Source organism: Paenibacillus sp. BK720 (assembly GCF_011761545.1).
Taxonomy (GTDB): Bacteria; Bacillota; Bacilli; order Paenibacillales; family Paenibacillaceae; genus Pristimantibacillus.
Genome location: NZ_JAASRQ010000008.1, coordinates 114938 through 131582, shown reverse-complemented (window position 1 = coordinate 131582; position 16645 = coordinate 114938). Strand labels below are relative to the sequence as shown.

The window sequence follows — 16645 nt, the reverse complement described above, 5'->3', positions numbered from 1 at the left end:
GGATATCCGTTCATGTCTATTAGTGTGGGATGTTCGAAGGCCTGCTATACACTATGCAGGAGCGGAGGCGGAGGAATAGGCGAAAGCCTGTCTATAGAAGACAGGTGTCTATTAAATGCAATGTGCTAAAAATGCTAATTGACAATGATTATCATTGTGAATATACTCATTGGTAGTTCATAACGGAGTTATATATTAATTGGATGAGGGGTTAAGGATTCATGAAAACCAAGTTAGCTGCTGTAATGCTGGCAAGCGCGGTCGTATTTGCGGGATGCGGCTCGAACAATAACGAAGCGGATAATGCTAAAGAGACTGCCGCGAATACGGCTAATACGGAGCAATCGGCTCCGAAGGTTGAGAACTGGGATGAGATTACCGGCCAATACCGAGAGTATGCTCTCGAACAAACCGATAAGCTGGTTGCCGAAACGGATAAATTCGTTCAAGCGGTGAAAAACGGCGATGTAGATACGGCAAAGTCGCTGTATGCGCCAACCCGGATGTATTACGAGAGAATCGAGCCGATCGCGGAAGCGCTTGGCGATCTGGATCCTAACATCGATGCCCGTGAGAATGATGTAGACGAGAAGGACTGGCGCGGCTTCCACCGCATCGAGCAGTCGCTGTGGGTGAACAACTCGACTGCCGGAGCGGAGGACTACGCTTCCCTGCTGCTTGATGATACGAAGACGCTTCGTGCCTTGATCGAAACGGTAGACGTAGAACCAAGCCTGCTCGTAACGGGAGCGGTAGAGCTGCTGAACGAAGTCTCCTCTTCGAAGGTAACGGGCGAGGAAGAGCGTTACTCGCATACGGATCTGTATGATTTTGCGGCAAACGTGGAAGGCGCGAAAAAAATCTACGAGCTGCTGAAGGCCGAGCTGAACAAACAGGATGCGGAATTGGAAGGACAAATCGGCACAAGCTTTGACAACCTGGAGCAGGCACTCGCAGCTTATAAGAGCGGAGACGGATACGTTTCTTATACCGACCTGAAAGAGGAAGATACCAAGAAGCTGAGCCAACTGCTTGATGCCTTGGCTGAACCGCTGTCGCAAATGGGAACGATCTTAGGAGCATAAAGCCATGACAACAGACAACAGCAAGAATAACCAAGCTGGAGACAGCATATTGGAGAAGCCGATCAGCCGCCGGGATATATTGCGGCTGGCCGGGGTTGGAGGCGCCGGGCTATTGCTTGGCGCTTCAGGCGTTGGTGCGATATTCGGAGCGAAGGGCCATGCCGTCTCGGGCGCTGCCAAGCTAAGCAGCGAGGACCGGATTGAATTTTACGGGAAGCATCAGGCCGGCATAACGACACCTGCGCAGGACTTTTTGATGTTTGCCGCCTTTGATCTGACGACCGAATCGGTCGATGACGTGCGAAAGCTTTTTAAGGCCTGGACGGAAGCCTCCGCATCCATGGCAAGAGGCGAAATGATCGGTGAAGTAAATGATAATTTGAATCTTCCCCCTGCGGACACGGGCGAAGCCGCGGGGCTGAACCCATCGAAAACAACGATTACGTTCGGAGTGGGGCCTTCCTTCTTTGACTCGAGGTTTGGTCTTGCCTCCAAACGGCCGGCTGCGCTTGTGGATTTGCCGGCCTTTGGCGGCGATGAGCTGCGCGAGGAATGGTGCGGGGGCGATATTGGCGTTCAAGTGAATGCGAACGACATGCAGACCGCCTTCCATGCGGTCCGCAATCTGGCCCGCATTGCAAGGGGCAAGGCTGTGCTGCGCTGGACGCAGGAAGGCTTCCAGCGTACCGGCGGCTCCGATCCGAAGGGGGCGACTCCCCGCAACCTGATGGGCTTCAAGGACGGTACCGGGAATCCGGATACGAAGGACGAAGCGTTGATGAACGACGTTGTATGGGCGCAGAGCGGAGACGGCACGCCGTGGATGGCCGGCGGCAGCTACATGGTTGTCCGCCGCATCCGGATCCGGGTCGAAGTATGGGACCGTTCAACCCTTGGCGATCAGGAAGCGACATTTGGCCGTCATCGCGGCAGCGGTGCGCCGATCGGCTCCAAGAACGAATTTGATCCGGTGGACCTCGCGAAGAAGGATGAGAAAGGAAAGCCGCTTATCCCGGTAAATTCCCATGTTGCGCTTGCGCGGGGGAACGGCTCGGTCAAGATTTTGCGCCGCTCCTATTCCTATTCCAGCGGGATGGATAACCGGACAGGTCAGTTTGACGCCGGACTCTTATTTATTTGTTATAACCGCGATACGAGAAAGCAGTTTATTCCGATGCAGCAGAAGCTTGGACAGATGGATGCCTTGAATGAATATATCGTTCACAACGGCAGCGCCGTATTTGCCTGCTTCCCTGGCGTACGCGAAGGCGGCTATATCGGCGATACGTTATTGTAGAAGGGAGAATGACTTGATATGGCTCGACAACATCAACCTAAAGCTTTAATCTCCCGGGTAATGCTGCTCTTTATCGCGATTTGGATTGGGACGGTTGCCGCGGCTTCCGCGATTAACTTCGACAGCACGGCTTTGGCGGCGGCATCATCGCCGTCCGAACAGCTCGACAAGCTGCTGCCGCTCGTTGGCGGCGCTCTTGCCGCGGCCGGAGAAGGAGATTGGCAGGATGCCAAGGATCATATCCGGCAGGCGGGTGAGAGCTGGGAGCAGCTGAAGACTGCGGCGAAGGCGGATTCCGCCGATGTATCCTCAGCCATTGCTCACGCCGCGAAAGCACTGGATCAGGCGGCGGATAAGCCGGATGAAGCGAAGGCGTCTCTATCGGCGCTGGCGAAAGCGATTAATACGTTTGTGAAAAGCGAGAAAGCAGCCGAGGTGCCGGCGCTTTCCGGGAAAGACGCTGCCGCAAGCCTTCTGCCGCTGGCGGAGAAGCTGCTAAGCAGCATTGAAGGCGGACAATGGGAGCAGGCGAATGCCGCTTACAAGCAGATCAATGACGGCTGGCCGCCGATTGAGCAATCGATTCGGAGCGAGAACTTTACCGTGTACGGCAAGCTGGAGACGAGCATGAGCATGATTCGGATTGCCCTGCAGGCCGAACCGCCTCGTGCCGAAGATGCCAAGACTTATACGGCAAACCTGATCACTCTTATCAACGACTATAAAGACGGGAAGATCGCGGCGGCAAGCGTGGAGTCCGAAGGGCTTACCATTGCGGATTTAATCGCGATATTGAATCAAGCTTCGAAAGATATTGCAGCAAACCATTACGCCGAAGCGGACGGTCAGATGCAATCGTTCATCAGCAGCTGGCCAGCCGTTGAGGGCCAGGTGCAAATCCGGTCCGCCGCGGCTTATCAGAACATTGAGATCAAGATGACCGACGTGTCCAAATACCTGCTGACTGCAACTCCGTCGCCGGATAAGGCGGAAGCGGTTATCGACGACATCCGCGGCCAGCTCGAGCCGATGACGGCGGAGGCGAAATATACGGCATGGGATGCGGGAATGATCCTGCTGAGGGAAGGACTTGAAGCGATTCTCGTTCTGGCGGCATTGCTTGCTTATTTGAAACGCACGGACAATCAGTCCAAAAATGTATGGGTATGGTCGGGCGTATGGACGGGACTGCTGTTAAGCATCGCGCTTGCCGTCCTCCTGACAACGGTCATTGCGGAAGCAACCGCGGGCAGCGCGCGGGAAGCCATGGAAGGGATTACGGGGCTTGTATCCGTGCTTCTGATGCTTTCCGTAGGCAATTGGCTGCATAAGAAATCGAATCTGCAGGCCTGGAACAAATTCATCGACGACCGGATGGGCAATGCGCTTGCGAAGGGAAGCTTGTGGTCCCTATTTATCGTCTCGGGGCTCGCGATTTTGCGGGAAGGCGCGGAGACGACAATCTTTTATATCGGAATGGCAGGCTCCATCGACCCCGTTCAGATGATCCTCGGAATCGGAGTTACGTTCCTCCTGCTCTTGATCATCGGCTTTGCGATTATCCGATTTAGCGCGAAGCTGCCGATTCGGCCTTTTTTCCTAACGGCATCGGCTCTAATCTATTACCTGGTAGTCCGTTTCCTCGGGGAAAGCATTCATTCCCTTCAGGTAGCCTCGTGGCTTCCGGCGCATTCCTCGGATTCGCTTGCCGCGATTGGTTTCCTGGGCGTATACCCGACATGGGAGACAACGATTCCGCAGCTGTTCGTCCTTGCGGTTATATTAACAAGAATCGGAATTGTACAACTTCGCAAAGTCCCGGCCAGGGGGCTTGCCGATTGACGTTTCACTTGATATGCTGAGTACATTAAAGTGAGGTGATCATATGTCCGCCAATGAACAGAACGAGGTTCAAGCCGAGGCGCCAGTGCAAGCTAAGCCGCTTACACAGGCTGAACGAGCGAAGCAGCTTCTTGCTCAGAAGAAGCAAGGGCAAAACGGAGCAGCAGGTCAGAAGCATCAAACGACTGCTACGCAGGCTATGAAGAGCCAGAATACGAAAAAAGTAAACAACCAGCGCAAAAAAATGGGTGTTTAATACAATCATGCAGGGGCTGTCTTTAACTAGTCAATTCGGGACTAGGTAGAGGCAGCCCTTTTCAATAGCATCGTCCGAACCCCGCCAAATACGTATAAATGCCGCCTCTTTGCCTCATCCTTGGAATAGAGAAGAGGAGGAGGTTCCCCTGCTGAGCTATTGGTTAACGCATTGCCGTAAGCTGCCCGGCCTTATGCTCGTTTGCGCTCTCATCGTCATGCTGGAAGGGGCAGAAAGCGCTGCTAGAAAACAGAATTCGCCCGTTAATTCAACTGCGGCCGCCGTTCAAGGGGAAGAGGCGCATTATTCGGAGTGGACGATCCATGTCTCATCCTCGCATCCGAATTACAAGCTAGGCAAAGCCGAGCCGGAGTCCGGCGCCTATTTAGGTGCCTATGTGCTTCAGAACTCAACCGTCCATTACAGCATGGCGGAGTTCAATACATTAGCAGGGAAGCAGCATGCCAGCTTTTTCAAATATGTCGGTTACGGAGAGGCGTTTCCGGCCGAGTGGGTAGCGGAAGTGAAGGAAGCGGGCGCTTTCCCTCATATTGCCTGGGAGCCTAACGACGGGCTGGCCAAGGTGAAGGATGATGCTTACCTGAGGAGATTTGCCGAGGCGGCCCGCAAGGCCGATGTGCCGATTTTTCTGCGTTTCGCATCCGAAATGAACGGAACCTGGACGAATTACAGCGGAGACCCGGAGCTCTATATAAAGACCTGGAGAATGGTTCATGACGTGTTCGAGAAAATCGCCCCAAAAACGGCCATGGTCTGGACCGTCCTGAATGTGCCGGAGCGTCCGATCGACAGCTATTATCCGGGTGATTCTTACGTGGATTGGGTAGGGATCAACGTTTATAACGTAAGATATCATAACGGGGATATCAAGCAGCCGTCGGATTTCGAGGATCCGCTTCAGATGATTGATTACGTGTACAACCGGTTCAGCAGGACCAAGCCGATTCAGCTGTCGGAATACGGCGCTACCCATTATACGGTGACCGACGGGGTGAAGGATAACGGGTTTGCCATTGCGAAAATCAATCGGCTGTATGCCAGCCTTCCCGTGCTATATCCGAGGGTAAAGGCTGTATATTATTTCGATGTGAACAATCTTGCGGAATATAATGAGGTGCGACGCATTAATGATTATTCGATTACGGGTGAACCCCGAATCCTCGAAGCTTATAGACAGGCAATAGCCAGCCCATATTATTTGAGCCGTTTGGCGGACCATGAAGGAAGCGAAACTCCCTCAATCGTGAATCAGCCGTTCACTTACCGCGGTCACGTATTCGAACTTGACGGGGAGCTTTACGTGGACGAAGATTTCTTCAGACGGATCCTGCAGGCGGAAGTGGAGAAGATAAACGACGGAACGGTCCAGCTGATCCGGTGGGACGACGGAATACCAAGAGTGGCGCGGGTTCCGGTCGTTTCGCATAAAATATGGAGCGGATACAAATTGAACGGGATCACCCCTTTATGGAGGGACATACAGGCCCTGCCCCTTATTCTGGCAGCCAAGGAGCTTGGCTACCGGATCAGCTGGAATGGAATTCACATCTACATGGAGGAATGAAACCGCTTATCCCCCCGCATAATGAAAGTACACAATTCCATTAACACAGCATGAACGGAGGGATGAATCATGACAGCGATCAGCGGCTCCCCTATACGGATTTACCTGCTGGCTGGCGTTGCTACTACAAAAGGCTACTTTGACGAATGCCGAAATCAGCTTGACCGGATATTCCGGGCCGATGGCCGCGAGCCAATCATTCATATTTTGCACCCGTATGGAGATGTCAGCCGTAATCTGTACAGGCAAATTGTTGAAGTCGGCACGGATCTGACCAACCGCTTGTCCATTGGCCGGATTGGCGGGCGCGCGGCATTCCAGCAAGTAAAGGAAACGATGAAGAGCTCGGAGGAGCCGATTCTTTTTATCGGACACAGCGGAGGAGGGGCAGCAGCCTACCAGGCGGGGAAAATGCTGCATCAGCAGCGTCTGAACCGAAATTTCCGGATTGTTCAGGTGGGCTCGCCTCGTATTCCGATTCATCCGGAGCTGAGGGATAAAGTATGTTTTCTCCATTCCGTTGACAAGGAAGGGAAGCTAAGCGACCCGATCAGCCGGATTGGAACCTGGGGAGGGTGGTCAGCGGAAGGGGCATCCGTTCCCCGCTGGAATCGCTTCAAATATTCTCCGTCTATTGTGGAAGGGATTCCGTTAATCGGCGGACATGCTCATTATTTCTGTCATCAGACGCCATATGTGGATCAGAACTCGGTATGCAATCTGGATAAGACCATTAACCGGGTACGGGACTGGCTCCTTCAATCCTGGTTTTGAAAAAGCAAAAAACTCCGCCATGGCGCGGAGTTTTTTTTGCTTAAGTCAGCGGGCACCAGCCGGGCGGCTCCGAGCATACCGCCTCGGCGAATTGCGGCTCCTCGCCGCACAAATCGGCAAAATAGCTGCTCAGGATATGATTGCCGGATACCGAGCCCATCCGGAAGGAACGTTTTACCTCGCCTTTGACATGCATATAGAAATACGTTTTCTTCGTATCCGGAGATTGGTACACGAGCGGCGGCAGATGGGGAACGATATCGTATTCGTTCTGGAGGCGCCAATGCGTCTCTACCGTGTTGTTGTACAGCTTGACGAAGCGCGTATCCCCGACCCTCGGGGCGCCAAAGGTATAAACGATAGGCGCGGTAAACGGCGTGTTGACGGCGATATCGAGCGCAGCCAGGGTTGCTAGCGCTCCACCGAGACTATGGCCGGTAATGAATAACGGTTTTTCGACCGGCAGCTGCCCGATCAAATCAAGCACCTGCGAGCGGGTTGATGTATAAATGTCGGTAAAGCCTTTGTGGGTTTGGCCGGCATTTTTAACGGGACGGTAGGTCGTCTGCTGGGCAATAAAGTCCGATACCCAGTCCACGGCTGAACCGGAGCCCCGGAAGGCTAGCACGGAAGAACGGTCCGATTGCAAAACAAAGCCAAAGCGCTCCTCTGTATCGTCATAAGCTTTGGCAGAGAAAGCTCCCACGAATTCGTACCCTCGGGGGACAAGGAAAAGGCCGTCCTTATTCTCGAATTGGGAGTAAGTCTGTCCAGCGATACCGGCAAGAAACAGGGCGATGCGGAGATCGAATTGCTGCGGCTGACCTTGTCTCATAGGCCTTGGCAACGCCGTTGTCGCATTGGTATTGGACCTTCTCGTTGTTTTTGCCATATACGGATCCCTCCGCTCTTATCTTGGGCTGGTTATGTATACTATGTCTGGGCGCTTGTATGGGGAACTGATTCCTCTTGACTTTTTGAAATAAAGCATTGTAACATAATAACAATTTCATACGAAGGCTATGACCAAAGACATGATCTCCTTCCCTATATCCGTCCAGAGAAAGAAGCCCCGGCTGAAAGCTTCTTCGGTGAAAGATCGGGATTACCGCTTTGCAGCTGTGACCTGGAACCCGCACGCGAATTGCGGCAGTACACGTAACCGTCCGATCCCCGTTAACGGATTCCAATGAGCATCGCCGCGCCGGCAAAGCACGGGATGGAATTAGGGTGGAACCACGAGCAGAACGCACTCGTCCCTTGCAGGGAGAGCTGCGTTTTTTTGCGTTCGCAAAAACTTGCGAAGAAATGGAGGAGCAAAGATGGAGATTCAAGCTGTTTGGCCAGACGGAAGCCTAAGGAGGGTATTGCAAGGCACGACCATTGCGCAGGTAGCGGAATCAATGGATGCCGATTGGAAGAAAACAATAATAGCGGGGGCAATCAACGGCACGTTGGCCGATCTTAATGAGCCGTTTGGCGACGGCAGCCGAATCGACCTGTTTGCTCTTGACAGTCCGGAAGGGCTTTATATTTACCGGCATAGTACCGCACATGTGCTTGCGCAGGCAATTAAACGGTTGTACGGAGGCGAAGCGGTAAAGCTGGGCATCGGACCGGTGATTGAAGATGGCTTTTATTACGATGTAGACCTTGCTCATACGCTTTCGACAAAGGATCTGGAAGCCATTGAGAAGGAAATGCGGAGCATCGTTAAGGAGAACTTGCCGATCAGGCGGAGGGTTGTATCGCGGGAGGAAGCGCTGGCTCTTTTCGAGCAGAGAGAGGAGCCCCTCAAGCTGGAGCTGATCCGGGATTTGCCCGAAGGAGAAGTGATCCGCATTTACGAGCAAGGAGAATTCGCGGATCTGTGCCGGGGACCGCACTTGCCTTCCACCGGCCGGATCAAAGCCTTCAAGCTGCTTCACGTGGCAGGTGCTTATTGGCGGGGCAATTCCGACAATAAGATGCTGCAGCGCATCTATGGTACAGCGTTCCTCAGCAAGACTGAGCTAGCCGACCATTTGTACCAGTTGGAAGAGGCAAAGAAGCGGGATCACCGCAAGCTGGGCAAAGAGCTGGAGCTGTTTATGTTCTCGGAGGAAGCTCCGGGGATGCCGTTCTATTTGCCCAAAGGAATGGCGATAAGGACTGCGCTGGAAAGCTTCTCCCGGGAGCTTCTTCATCTTCACGATTATGAAGAGGTTCGCACGCCGTTTATGATGAACAAGCGCATGTGGGAGCAGTCGGGACATTGGGAGCATTACAAGGACAATATGTATTTCAGCAAGGTTGACGAGGCCGAATTTGCCTTAAAGCCGATGAACTGCCCGGGGCATATGCTGATCTTCAAGAACAGCCTGCGCTCTTACCGGGAGCTCCCGGTACGTCTGGCAGAGTTCGGCCAGGTGCACCGTCACGAGCTGTCGGGGGCACTAGGCGGCATGATGAGGGTACGTACCTTCTGTCAGGATGACGCCCATCTCTTTGTCCGTCCGGATCAGATCGAAGAGGAGATCGGCAAGGTAATGAGTTTAATCGGCGAGGTGTACAAGGTATTCGGCTTTGCCTATACCGTAGAGCTGTCGACCCGGCCTGCCGATTATATGGGTTCGGATGAGCTGTGGGATGAAGCCGAGCAGTCTCTTAAGAATGTGCTGGATGCACACGGGGTGAATTACCGCGTTAATGAAGGAGACGGCGCCTTTTACGGGCCGAAAATCGACTTCCATATCGTTGATGCCCTGAAGAGAAGCTGGCAATGCGGAACCATCCAGCTCGATTTTCAGATGCCGGAGAAGTTTGATCTGTCCTATATCGGCGAGGACAACAAGAAGCAGCGGCCGGTTGTCATCCACCGCGCGGTTTACGGTTCTCTTGACCGGTTCATTGGTATTCTGACCGAGCATTACAGCGGAGCTTTTCCGATCTGGCTGGCCCCGGTGCAAGCGAAGATCATTCCGGTATCGGAGCATGAGCTGGATTACGCGCTTCAGGTCAAAGCCCGGCTTATTCAGGCGGGAATACGGGTAGAAATCGATGCGCGCTGCGAAAAGCTCGGCAATAAAATCCGGAAAGCCCAGCTCGAAAAGGTTCCTTATATGCTTGTGGCAGGAAAGAACGAGCGTCTAAGCGGCAGCGTGTCGGTCCGCAAACGCGGCGAGGCGGAAGGAGCCGTGCAGCAGCTGGAAGAGTTCGCGGAAACGATTGCCGAGGAGCTCCATAGAAGGAGATAGGAAATGGAAAAAGGCGCTTCCTGACGATGTTAAATCGTCTTGGAGCGCCTTTTTCGTGACAGCTTGGACAGATCCGGCTCCGTCCTCATGCCCTGGTCCTCTCTATCGGTTAACTGTTCTTCGAGATTCACGGCCTGCTTTTGATTTTTCTTATTCTTGCCCGATTCCCGTCCCGTGAGCAGATCGCCGGTCCAGCCTTTTTGCCATAACCAGACATAAATCAGGATGGTAATAAACAGGATAACGACGCACATTCCCGCAAAGCCCAGCTGATGATTGTCCCAAGGAAGCGGTTTGAAGTTTGTTCCCCACAGGGCGCCGATAACCGTTGCGGGCGTAAAGATGACGGTGAAAATCGTCAGCGTCTTCATAATATCGTTGCCGCGGAAGCTGGAGAGCGCATCATCCATCGAAATCAGCGTATCGATCTCGAGCGCGTAATGCTTCAGCAGAGAATCAATCCGGTCCAGCTTGTAGGTCGTTCTCTTGAATACCTCCGTCTCGGTCAGCGTGTCCATAAAAGCTTCCTGAGCCGCACCGTACAGCTCCCGGATGGGGATAAAAAGATGGCTCCAGTGCAATAAGTCATACCGGCGTTCGAAGATAACGTCGAGCAGCCCCGTTCGGTTCGAGATCCGCATAGCCTGCTCTAGCTCGCCCAGCCTTTTTTCAAAGCCGTCGAGTCCCGTATGAAACGGGCCAAGCAGCTGCCCCAGCATAATAAAGAAGGCTTCGGGAGCGGATGCGCAATCCTTGAGCCGGGAAGTAACGGAATCATCCTGCAGGCGAATCATGAGGCGCAGGTCCGTGTGAAGGGTAACAAGCTTATCGACCGTAAGCCAGAAGTGAAAAGGCTGCACATCGGTCATTTCCTCGGAGGCCTGCAGCATCAAGGTGCCCGACACGATTGTTCCCTGATTCGCATAATGCTTTACGGTAACCTTATTGACCTGTCTGCCCCAGCATTCGTCCAGCCAGCTTGAGCATTCGGGAAGGAGGCGCTTGCATTTCAACTGCTCTTCGATATCATCGTCTGTTACAGGAGGTGTGGTAAATGTCATCGATGCCTTAGACGGTTCAGGTTTTTTTCGATTGTCCTTGCGCTTGGGCAGCTCCTCCGTTGTCTCCATCGGAGGCCGTTCCAGCTGAAGCACATGCCATTCCCAGTCCGCGGGATAGCGAAGCATCCTGTGAATCATTGTTTACCTCCCGTTTGTGCCTGTCTAAATTCCGGATTCCATGTCGCTTACTCTTCATCATAACCTGAACGGTCTTCTTGCACAACCTTCCTATAACCGAGATAACCGAGATTGATTGCGGATGAAACAGGGTATAACTACCTTGAAGGAAGAAGAGGAGGATGATGAGACAATGGCTAAAATAATTGGATCATTTGCTACACAGCAGCAGGTAATCGATACCATTCATTCCCTTGAGCAAGCCGGATTCGTCCAAGGGGAAATGAAGATCCTCGCGAAGGACAGCGAGCATTCCCGTCGCATCGAAGCCGAAAGCGACATCCATGTCGACGAGCTGACGGAGCTGGCGCAGACAGCAAACGAAGCGGAGAGGGACGAAAGCCGAGGAAGGGCTTGGACGGGAGCCGCTTTTATCCCGGCCATCGGTCTGACGGGAGGCGGCTCATGGAACCCGGGATTTGCGGCCGCGGGGCTGACAGCCATGGGAAATACGTTAACCGGCGATTATATTTTCGGCGATGAAGATCATATTGAAGGGGCTATGATGGCCCTTGGACTGGAGGAGCAGGAAGCGGCATCCTGCCGTGACTCCATCCGGGAAGGCGCAACCTTAGTGATTATTGAGTCCGAAGAGAGCAAATCCTTGCTGGACAAGGATGGCGGTCCGGACCTGTCGCGACTTGGCATTGCGGAGGGCATCTTCAGGCAGCATGGAGCGAAGCGGATTTTCCACGGCTCCTGAGTTCGCCGGAAATAGAAGAAGGGATTCGGCTATAGGCTGAATCCCTTTTTGTATGCGGCTGCATCGGGAGCCAATCTTACGCTTGAAGGGTTGGCCGCTTCAGCCCAACGATATCGACGAGCGGATGATGCCCTTCTTTGATGAGACCAAGGAGTATATTGGAGGCCATCATGCTGTACACCGTGCCGTTGCCGCCGTATCCCAGGCAATAATAAACGCCGGGCATACCCGGATCCTCTCCGATAAAAGGCAGATTGTCGACGGATTCTCCAAAGGTCGCGCTCCATTCGTACTCGAACGGGGCGTCAAGCATCGGAAAATGCGCGGTCAGCTTGTCATAGAGTCTGTCTATTCGTTTGCTGCGTTCTTTCTCGCCGTCAATGGGATGCTCGGTTGGTTCATCGAGCCCTCCTATGATCACGCGTCCGTCCATAGTCGTTCTCATATATAAGTAAGGTCGGTCCGTTTCCCAGATCAGCATCTGTTTATGCCAATGAAGCAGCTTGTTCTTGTCTTGTACGGCGGTTACAGCGGCAAAGGAACGGTTCATCACCGGCTTGATTAACTGTCCCCGAAGCTCTTCGGGTTCATAACCGACGGCGTATATGACCTTGTCCGCTAATACGGCATGCCCGCTGGCGGTTGCAAGTTGATGCTTGCCGTCTGCGGTACTCTCATGAGATACCACATCCGTGTGCTCGAATATGCGCGCGCCGTTTGCCGTTGCGGCTTCAGCCATTCCGTGAACGAACCGGAACGGGTTAATTTGGGCATCGCCGTTCGTTATAATAGCCCCCGAGCGGCGGAAAGGGAAATGCTTGGAGATGGCGTCCGCTTCCCAAAAGCCGACGTCAAAGCCGTTCTGCTTCAAGGTTTCGTATTCCTTCCGAAGCTTCGGAAGATCCTGCTCCGAGCTGGCGTAATAAAGGCTGCTTCGCGGCACAAAGTGGGAATTGGCTGCCAGCTTGCCTGATACCTTGCCAATTTGCGCAACGGCGTCCTTGCAGGCAGCATAGAAGCTTACGGCAGCCCGCCTTCCGATCTGCCCGATCAATTCGCTTAGCATAATATCATTGGAAAACTGCAATAATCCCGTATTGGCGGAGGTACTTCCGCCCGCAATCGTTTCTCTCTCCAAAATTGCGACGTTGATACCGATATGTTGCAACGCATAGGCACACATGGATCCCGACATTCCGCCCCCGATAATGGCCACCTGCACTTGTATGTCTTCCGATAGAGCGGAGTATTCCTTATATTGCTCCTCGGTAGTCGGCCAGAACAGCCGGCCGCTGTGCAGCTCCTTCATAAAGATCACCTCGCCCGTTAATATGCCCAATTATGGGTTAATCTTGAATACCCGCTACGTCTTCAATTGACGCATGGATTCGCGGTAGGCGGAAGGGGATAAGCCATAAAAGCGGCGGAACTGCTTGGAGAAGTACAAGGAGTCCTGGAGCCCGACAGAGGCCGCAATCTGTTCGATCGTAAGACCTTCGCGTTCCCGGATCATTTGGCGGGCTTTGTCGATCCGAAGCTTGAGGAGGAACGTAATCGGCGATTCGCCTGTATAACGTTTGAATACCCGGGAAAGGTAAGCCCGATTGTAGCCGAAGGATTCGGCCATTTGCTCGATAGACACGGGCTGGGCGTATTGGGTTGATAAATAATGAATCATCTGCTGAATCAGTTTATCGGTGTCGTCCATGGCGGTCATAGCGGCATTATCTTCCGAAAGCTGACGAACCGCGCAAAATTCGGCCAGCAGCAGCTGTAAATAACCGGCCGCCTTCAGATGGGCAGCGGGGTCGTTCTTGCGGAAAACGCCGAATATATGGTTGTAGAGAACGCCAACGCGCCTGATGCGCGACGTCTCGACAACGGGATTGGCCACCGAGAAGCCCGCTGCCAGCGCAAGCTCGGCTGCCTGCGGGCCGTTAAACGCTACCCAGCGGTACAACCAAGGCTCGTCCGCGTCGGATACGTAGCTGACAAGCGCCTCCGGCTCGATCAGGAAGGTATCCCCTGCTTGCAGAGTATAGCTTTTTCCCCCGCAGGTGAATTCCCCTTTCCCTTCAAGCACCGTATGCATGAGATAAAAATCATATACTTTAGGTCCCCGCTGATGAGACGGTTTGGTTTGGCTCTCGCCTGCAAACAATACATTCATGTGTTCGTTGTACGTAATGACGGGATTGGAAGCTACCTTATAAGTATCTTGCCTCATAGTTGACGGCACCTGCCTTCTGGTATGGAATTTATAATAATCCCATATTATCACGCCAAGCACCTTGCTAAAAGTCACATAAATCCATGTGAAAAGCACTTTGCGCCATTTTGCTCGGACAATGGCTTGCGTTATACTGAAAAAGAACAAAGGCTTCAAAAATTATACAAAAAAGGACTGTTGCAAGCATATGGCATCTATCCAACAGCTTACACAACAATTTATACAGCAATTCGGCGGAGAAGCCGAGGGAATCAAAGCTTTTCACGCACCCGGACGCGTCAATCTGATCGGCGAGCATACCGACTATAACGGCGGTTACGTATTTCCGGCAGCACTTACGTTCGGCACAACTTTGCTTATCCGCAAGCGCGATGACCGCCAGCTTGGCCTCGCGACAACCAATTTTCCTTCCTCCAAATCGCTTGATATCGACAACATCGCGTACGACGAAGCGGATGACTGGATGAACTACCCGAAAGGCATCGTTTACGAACTGGAGCAAAAGGGTATCAAATTCAGCAACGGTTACGATCTGCTCTTCCACGGTGAAATTCCGAACGGCGCGGGCTTGTCCTCTTCCGCATCGATTGAAGTCGTAACGGCTTACGCTTTGCTTACGATGGAAGGCCAGCCTACGGACACGGTTCAAATTGCGCTACTGTCCCAGAAATCGGAGAACGAATTCAACGGCGTGCAATGCGGCATCATGGACCAGTTCGCGGTGGCTAACGGCAAGAAGGACCACGCGATTCTGCTGATGTGCGATACGCTTGAATACGAGCTTGTTCCGTTCCAATCCGGCGCTTACAAGCTTGTCATCGGCAACACGAACAAACGCCGCGGCCTTGTAGACTCCGCGTACAACGAACGCCGCTCACAATGCGAGCAGGCCGTTGTTGACCTGCAGGCGGCATTCCCCGAGCTGAAGCTTTTGGGCCAGATCAACCTGGAGCAGTTCAACGCAAACAAACATCTGATCAAGGATGAAGTTGTCCGCAACCGCGCGCAGCACGTAGTCGAAGAGATCGACCGCGTTCTTCGTTCGATGGATGCCCTGAAAGCAAATGATCTCGAAGCGTTTGGCCAATACATGAACGGCTCGCACGACTCGCTCCGCGATTTTTATGAAGTAACGGGTCCTGAGCTCGACGCGATGGTTGCTGCCGCACGCCAGGTTCCGGGTGTGCTTGGCTCTCGTATGACGGGCGCAGGCTTTGGCGGCTGTACCGTATCGCTTGTTCACGAAGACAGCATCGAACGCTTCAAGGAAGAAGTAGGACGCAAATATACGGAAGCAACGGGACTTGCTCCCGACTTCTACGTTTGCAGCATCGGCAATGGTGTAGAACAGCTTTAATCATATAAAACATATAGAAAGTGGGATGAGGAGTATGGCAGTATTGGTAACCGGAGGAGCGGGCTATATCGGTTCGCACGCCGTGGCTGCTCTTGCAGAACGCGGAGAAGAAATCGTAGTAGTCGATAATCTGCAGCAAGGTCACCGCGAGGCGGTTGTTGGAGGCAAGCTGTACGTAGGCGACCTTCGCGATGCAGCATTTATGGATACGGTATTTAAAGAAAACAAGATTGACGCAGTTATTCACTTCGCAGCAAACTCGCTGGTTGGCGAGAGCATGACAAACCCTGCGAAATATTATCATAACAATGTGTACGGCACGCTCTGCCTGCTGGAAAAAATGATCGAACATGACGTAAAGAAGATCGTCTTCTCTTCGACGGCGGCCACTTACGGCGAGCCCGAGAACGTGCCTATCGACGAATTCGACCGTACGCTTCCAACGAACACTTACGGCGAAACGAAGCTGGCGATGGAGAAAATGATGAAGTGGTTCGATGTCGCTCATGGCCTCAAATACGTATCGCTTCGTTACTTTAACGCAGCAGGCGCTCACGCAAGCGGCAAAATCGGCGAAGATCACAGCCCTGAAACCCATCTGATTCCGATCGTGCTCCAGGCAGCGCTTGGCCAACGCCCGCATATCTCGGTATTCGGCGATGATTACGCAACGCCGGACGGCACTTGCATCCGCGACTACATCCATGTCAGCGATCTGGCTGATGCCCATGTCCTTGCCGTAGATAAGCTTCGTAAAGGCTCGGACAGCGCGATTTACAACCTCGGCAACGGCCAAGGCTTCTCCGTCAAAGAAGTGATCGAGATTGCCCGCAAGGTAACGGAACGCGAGATCAAAGCGGTTATCGAGCCTCGCCGCGCAGGCGACCCGGCTACGCTGGTTGCATCATCGGCACGCGCCCGCAAGGAGCTGGGCTGGAACCCATCCCGAGCAAATCTTGAGGACATTATTCGCAGCGCCTGGAACTGGCACGTCAATCACCCTAACGGCTACAGCAACTAAGCAGCCGCCTAGGAACGGAAA

The 16645-nt window shown here is 53.2% G+C and carries 14 protein-coding genes; 10 read left to right on the top strand and 4 right to left on the bottom strand.

Annotated features, from left to right (window positions below):
* Positions 1-221: 221 nt before the first annotated feature.
* The 6 genes from efeO (at position 222) to FHT67_RS27135 (ending at position 6839) form a co-directional block, all read left to right on the top strand.
* Positions 222-1085, top strand: a complete 864-nt coding sequence (efeO, locus tag FHT67_RS27160; protein ID WP_167201956.1) for an iron uptake system protein EfeO — start codon at positions 222-224, stop codon at positions 1083-1085.
* Positions 1086-1089: 4 nt separating this feature from the next.
* Positions 1090-2382 carry an iron uptake transporter deferrochelatase/peroxidase subunit gene (gene efeB / locus FHT67_RS27155; RefSeq protein ID WP_167201955.1) on the top strand — a complete coding sequence of 431 codons (1293 nt, stop codon included), beginning with the start codon at positions 1090-1092 and terminating at the stop codon, positions 2380-2382.
* A gap of 18 nt (positions 2383-2400) precedes the next feature.
* Entirely contained in the window at positions 2401-4224 is a 1824-nt protein-coding gene (locus FHT67_RS27150; RefSeq protein WP_167201954.1) for an FTR1 family iron permease, read from the top strand.
* Between the two features lie 43 nt (positions 4225-4267).
* The gene (locus tag FHT67_RS27145) at positions 4268-4480 is read left to right on the top strand and encodes a hypothetical protein (RefSeq protein WP_167201953.1); all 213 of its coding nucleotides are present in this window, start codon (positions 4268-4270) and stop codon (positions 4478-4480) included.
* Between the two features lie 193 nt (positions 4481-4673).
* Positions 4674-6065, top strand: a complete 1392-nt coding sequence (locus tag FHT67_RS27140) for a glycoside hydrolase family 26 protein (RefSeq protein WP_167201952.1) — start codon at positions 4674-4676, stop codon at positions 6063-6065.
* Positions 6066-6134: 69 nt separating this feature from the next.
* On the top strand, positions 6135-6839 hold the full coding sequence (locus FHT67_RS27135) for a hypothetical protein (protein ID WP_132312343.1): 705 nt from the start codon (positions 6135-6137) through the stop codon (positions 6837-6839).
* Positions 6840-6879: 40 nt separating this feature from the next.
* Here FHT67_RS27135 and FHT67_RS27130 read toward each other — a convergent pair whose 3' ends face one another.
* The gene (locus FHT67_RS27130) at positions 6880-7731 is read right to left on the bottom strand and encodes a lipase family protein (RefSeq protein ID WP_243711805.1); all 852 of its coding nucleotides are present in this window, start codon (positions 7729-7731) and stop codon (positions 6880-6882) included.
* Positions 7732-8161: 430 nt separating this feature from the next.
* On the opposite strand from FHT67_RS27130, the gene thrS reads away from it, so the two are divergent.
* Positions 8162-10075: a threonine--tRNA ligase gene (thrS, locus tag FHT67_RS27125; RefSeq protein WP_167201951.1), complete on the top strand. Its 1914-nt coding sequence runs from the start codon at positions 8162-8164 to the stop codon at positions 10073-10075.
* Between the two features lie 29 nt (positions 10076-10104).
* Here thrS and FHT67_RS27120 read toward each other — a convergent pair whose 3' ends face one another.
* The gene (locus tag FHT67_RS27120; protein WP_167201950.1) at positions 10105-11274 is read right to left on the bottom strand and encodes a magnesium transporter CorA family protein; all 1170 of its coding nucleotides are present in this window, start codon (positions 11272-11274) and stop codon (positions 10105-10107) included.
* 172 nt (positions 11275-11446) lie between these two features.
* Between FHT67_RS27120 and FHT67_RS27115 the strand changes: the two genes are divergently transcribed.
* Entirely contained in the window at positions 11447-12016 is a 570-nt protein-coding gene (locus tag FHT67_RS27115; RefSeq protein ID WP_165930815.1) for a general stress protein, read from the top strand.
* A gap of 76 nt (positions 12017-12092) precedes the next feature.
* Here FHT67_RS27115 and FHT67_RS27110 read toward each other — a convergent pair whose 3' ends face one another.
* Entirely contained in the window at positions 12093-13355 is a 1263-nt protein-coding gene (locus FHT67_RS27110) for an NAD(P)/FAD-dependent oxidoreductase (RefSeq protein ID WP_243867512.1), read from the bottom strand.
* 24 nt (positions 13356-13379) lie between these two features.
* Positions 13380-14243, bottom strand: a complete 864-nt coding sequence (locus tag FHT67_RS27105) for an AraC family transcriptional regulator (protein ID WP_132312333.1) — start codon at positions 14241-14243, stop codon at positions 13380-13382.
* Positions 14244-14433: 190 nt separating this feature from the next.
* Here FHT67_RS27105 and FHT67_RS27100 point away from each other — a divergent pair, with 190 nt between their 5' ends.
* Both FHT67_RS27100 and galE read left to right on the top strand, forming a co-directional pair.
* On the top strand, positions 14434-15603 hold the full coding sequence (locus FHT67_RS27100; protein WP_167201948.1) for a galactokinase: 1170 nt from the start codon (positions 14434-14436) through the stop codon (positions 15601-15603).
* A gap of 34 nt (positions 15604-15637) precedes the next feature.
* Positions 15638-16624, top strand: coding sequence for a UDP-glucose 4-epimerase GalE (galE, locus tag FHT67_RS27095; RefSeq protein WP_132312326.1), 987 nt, complete (start codon positions 15638-15640; stop codon positions 16622-16624).
* Positions 16625-16645: the final 21 nt, after the last annotated feature.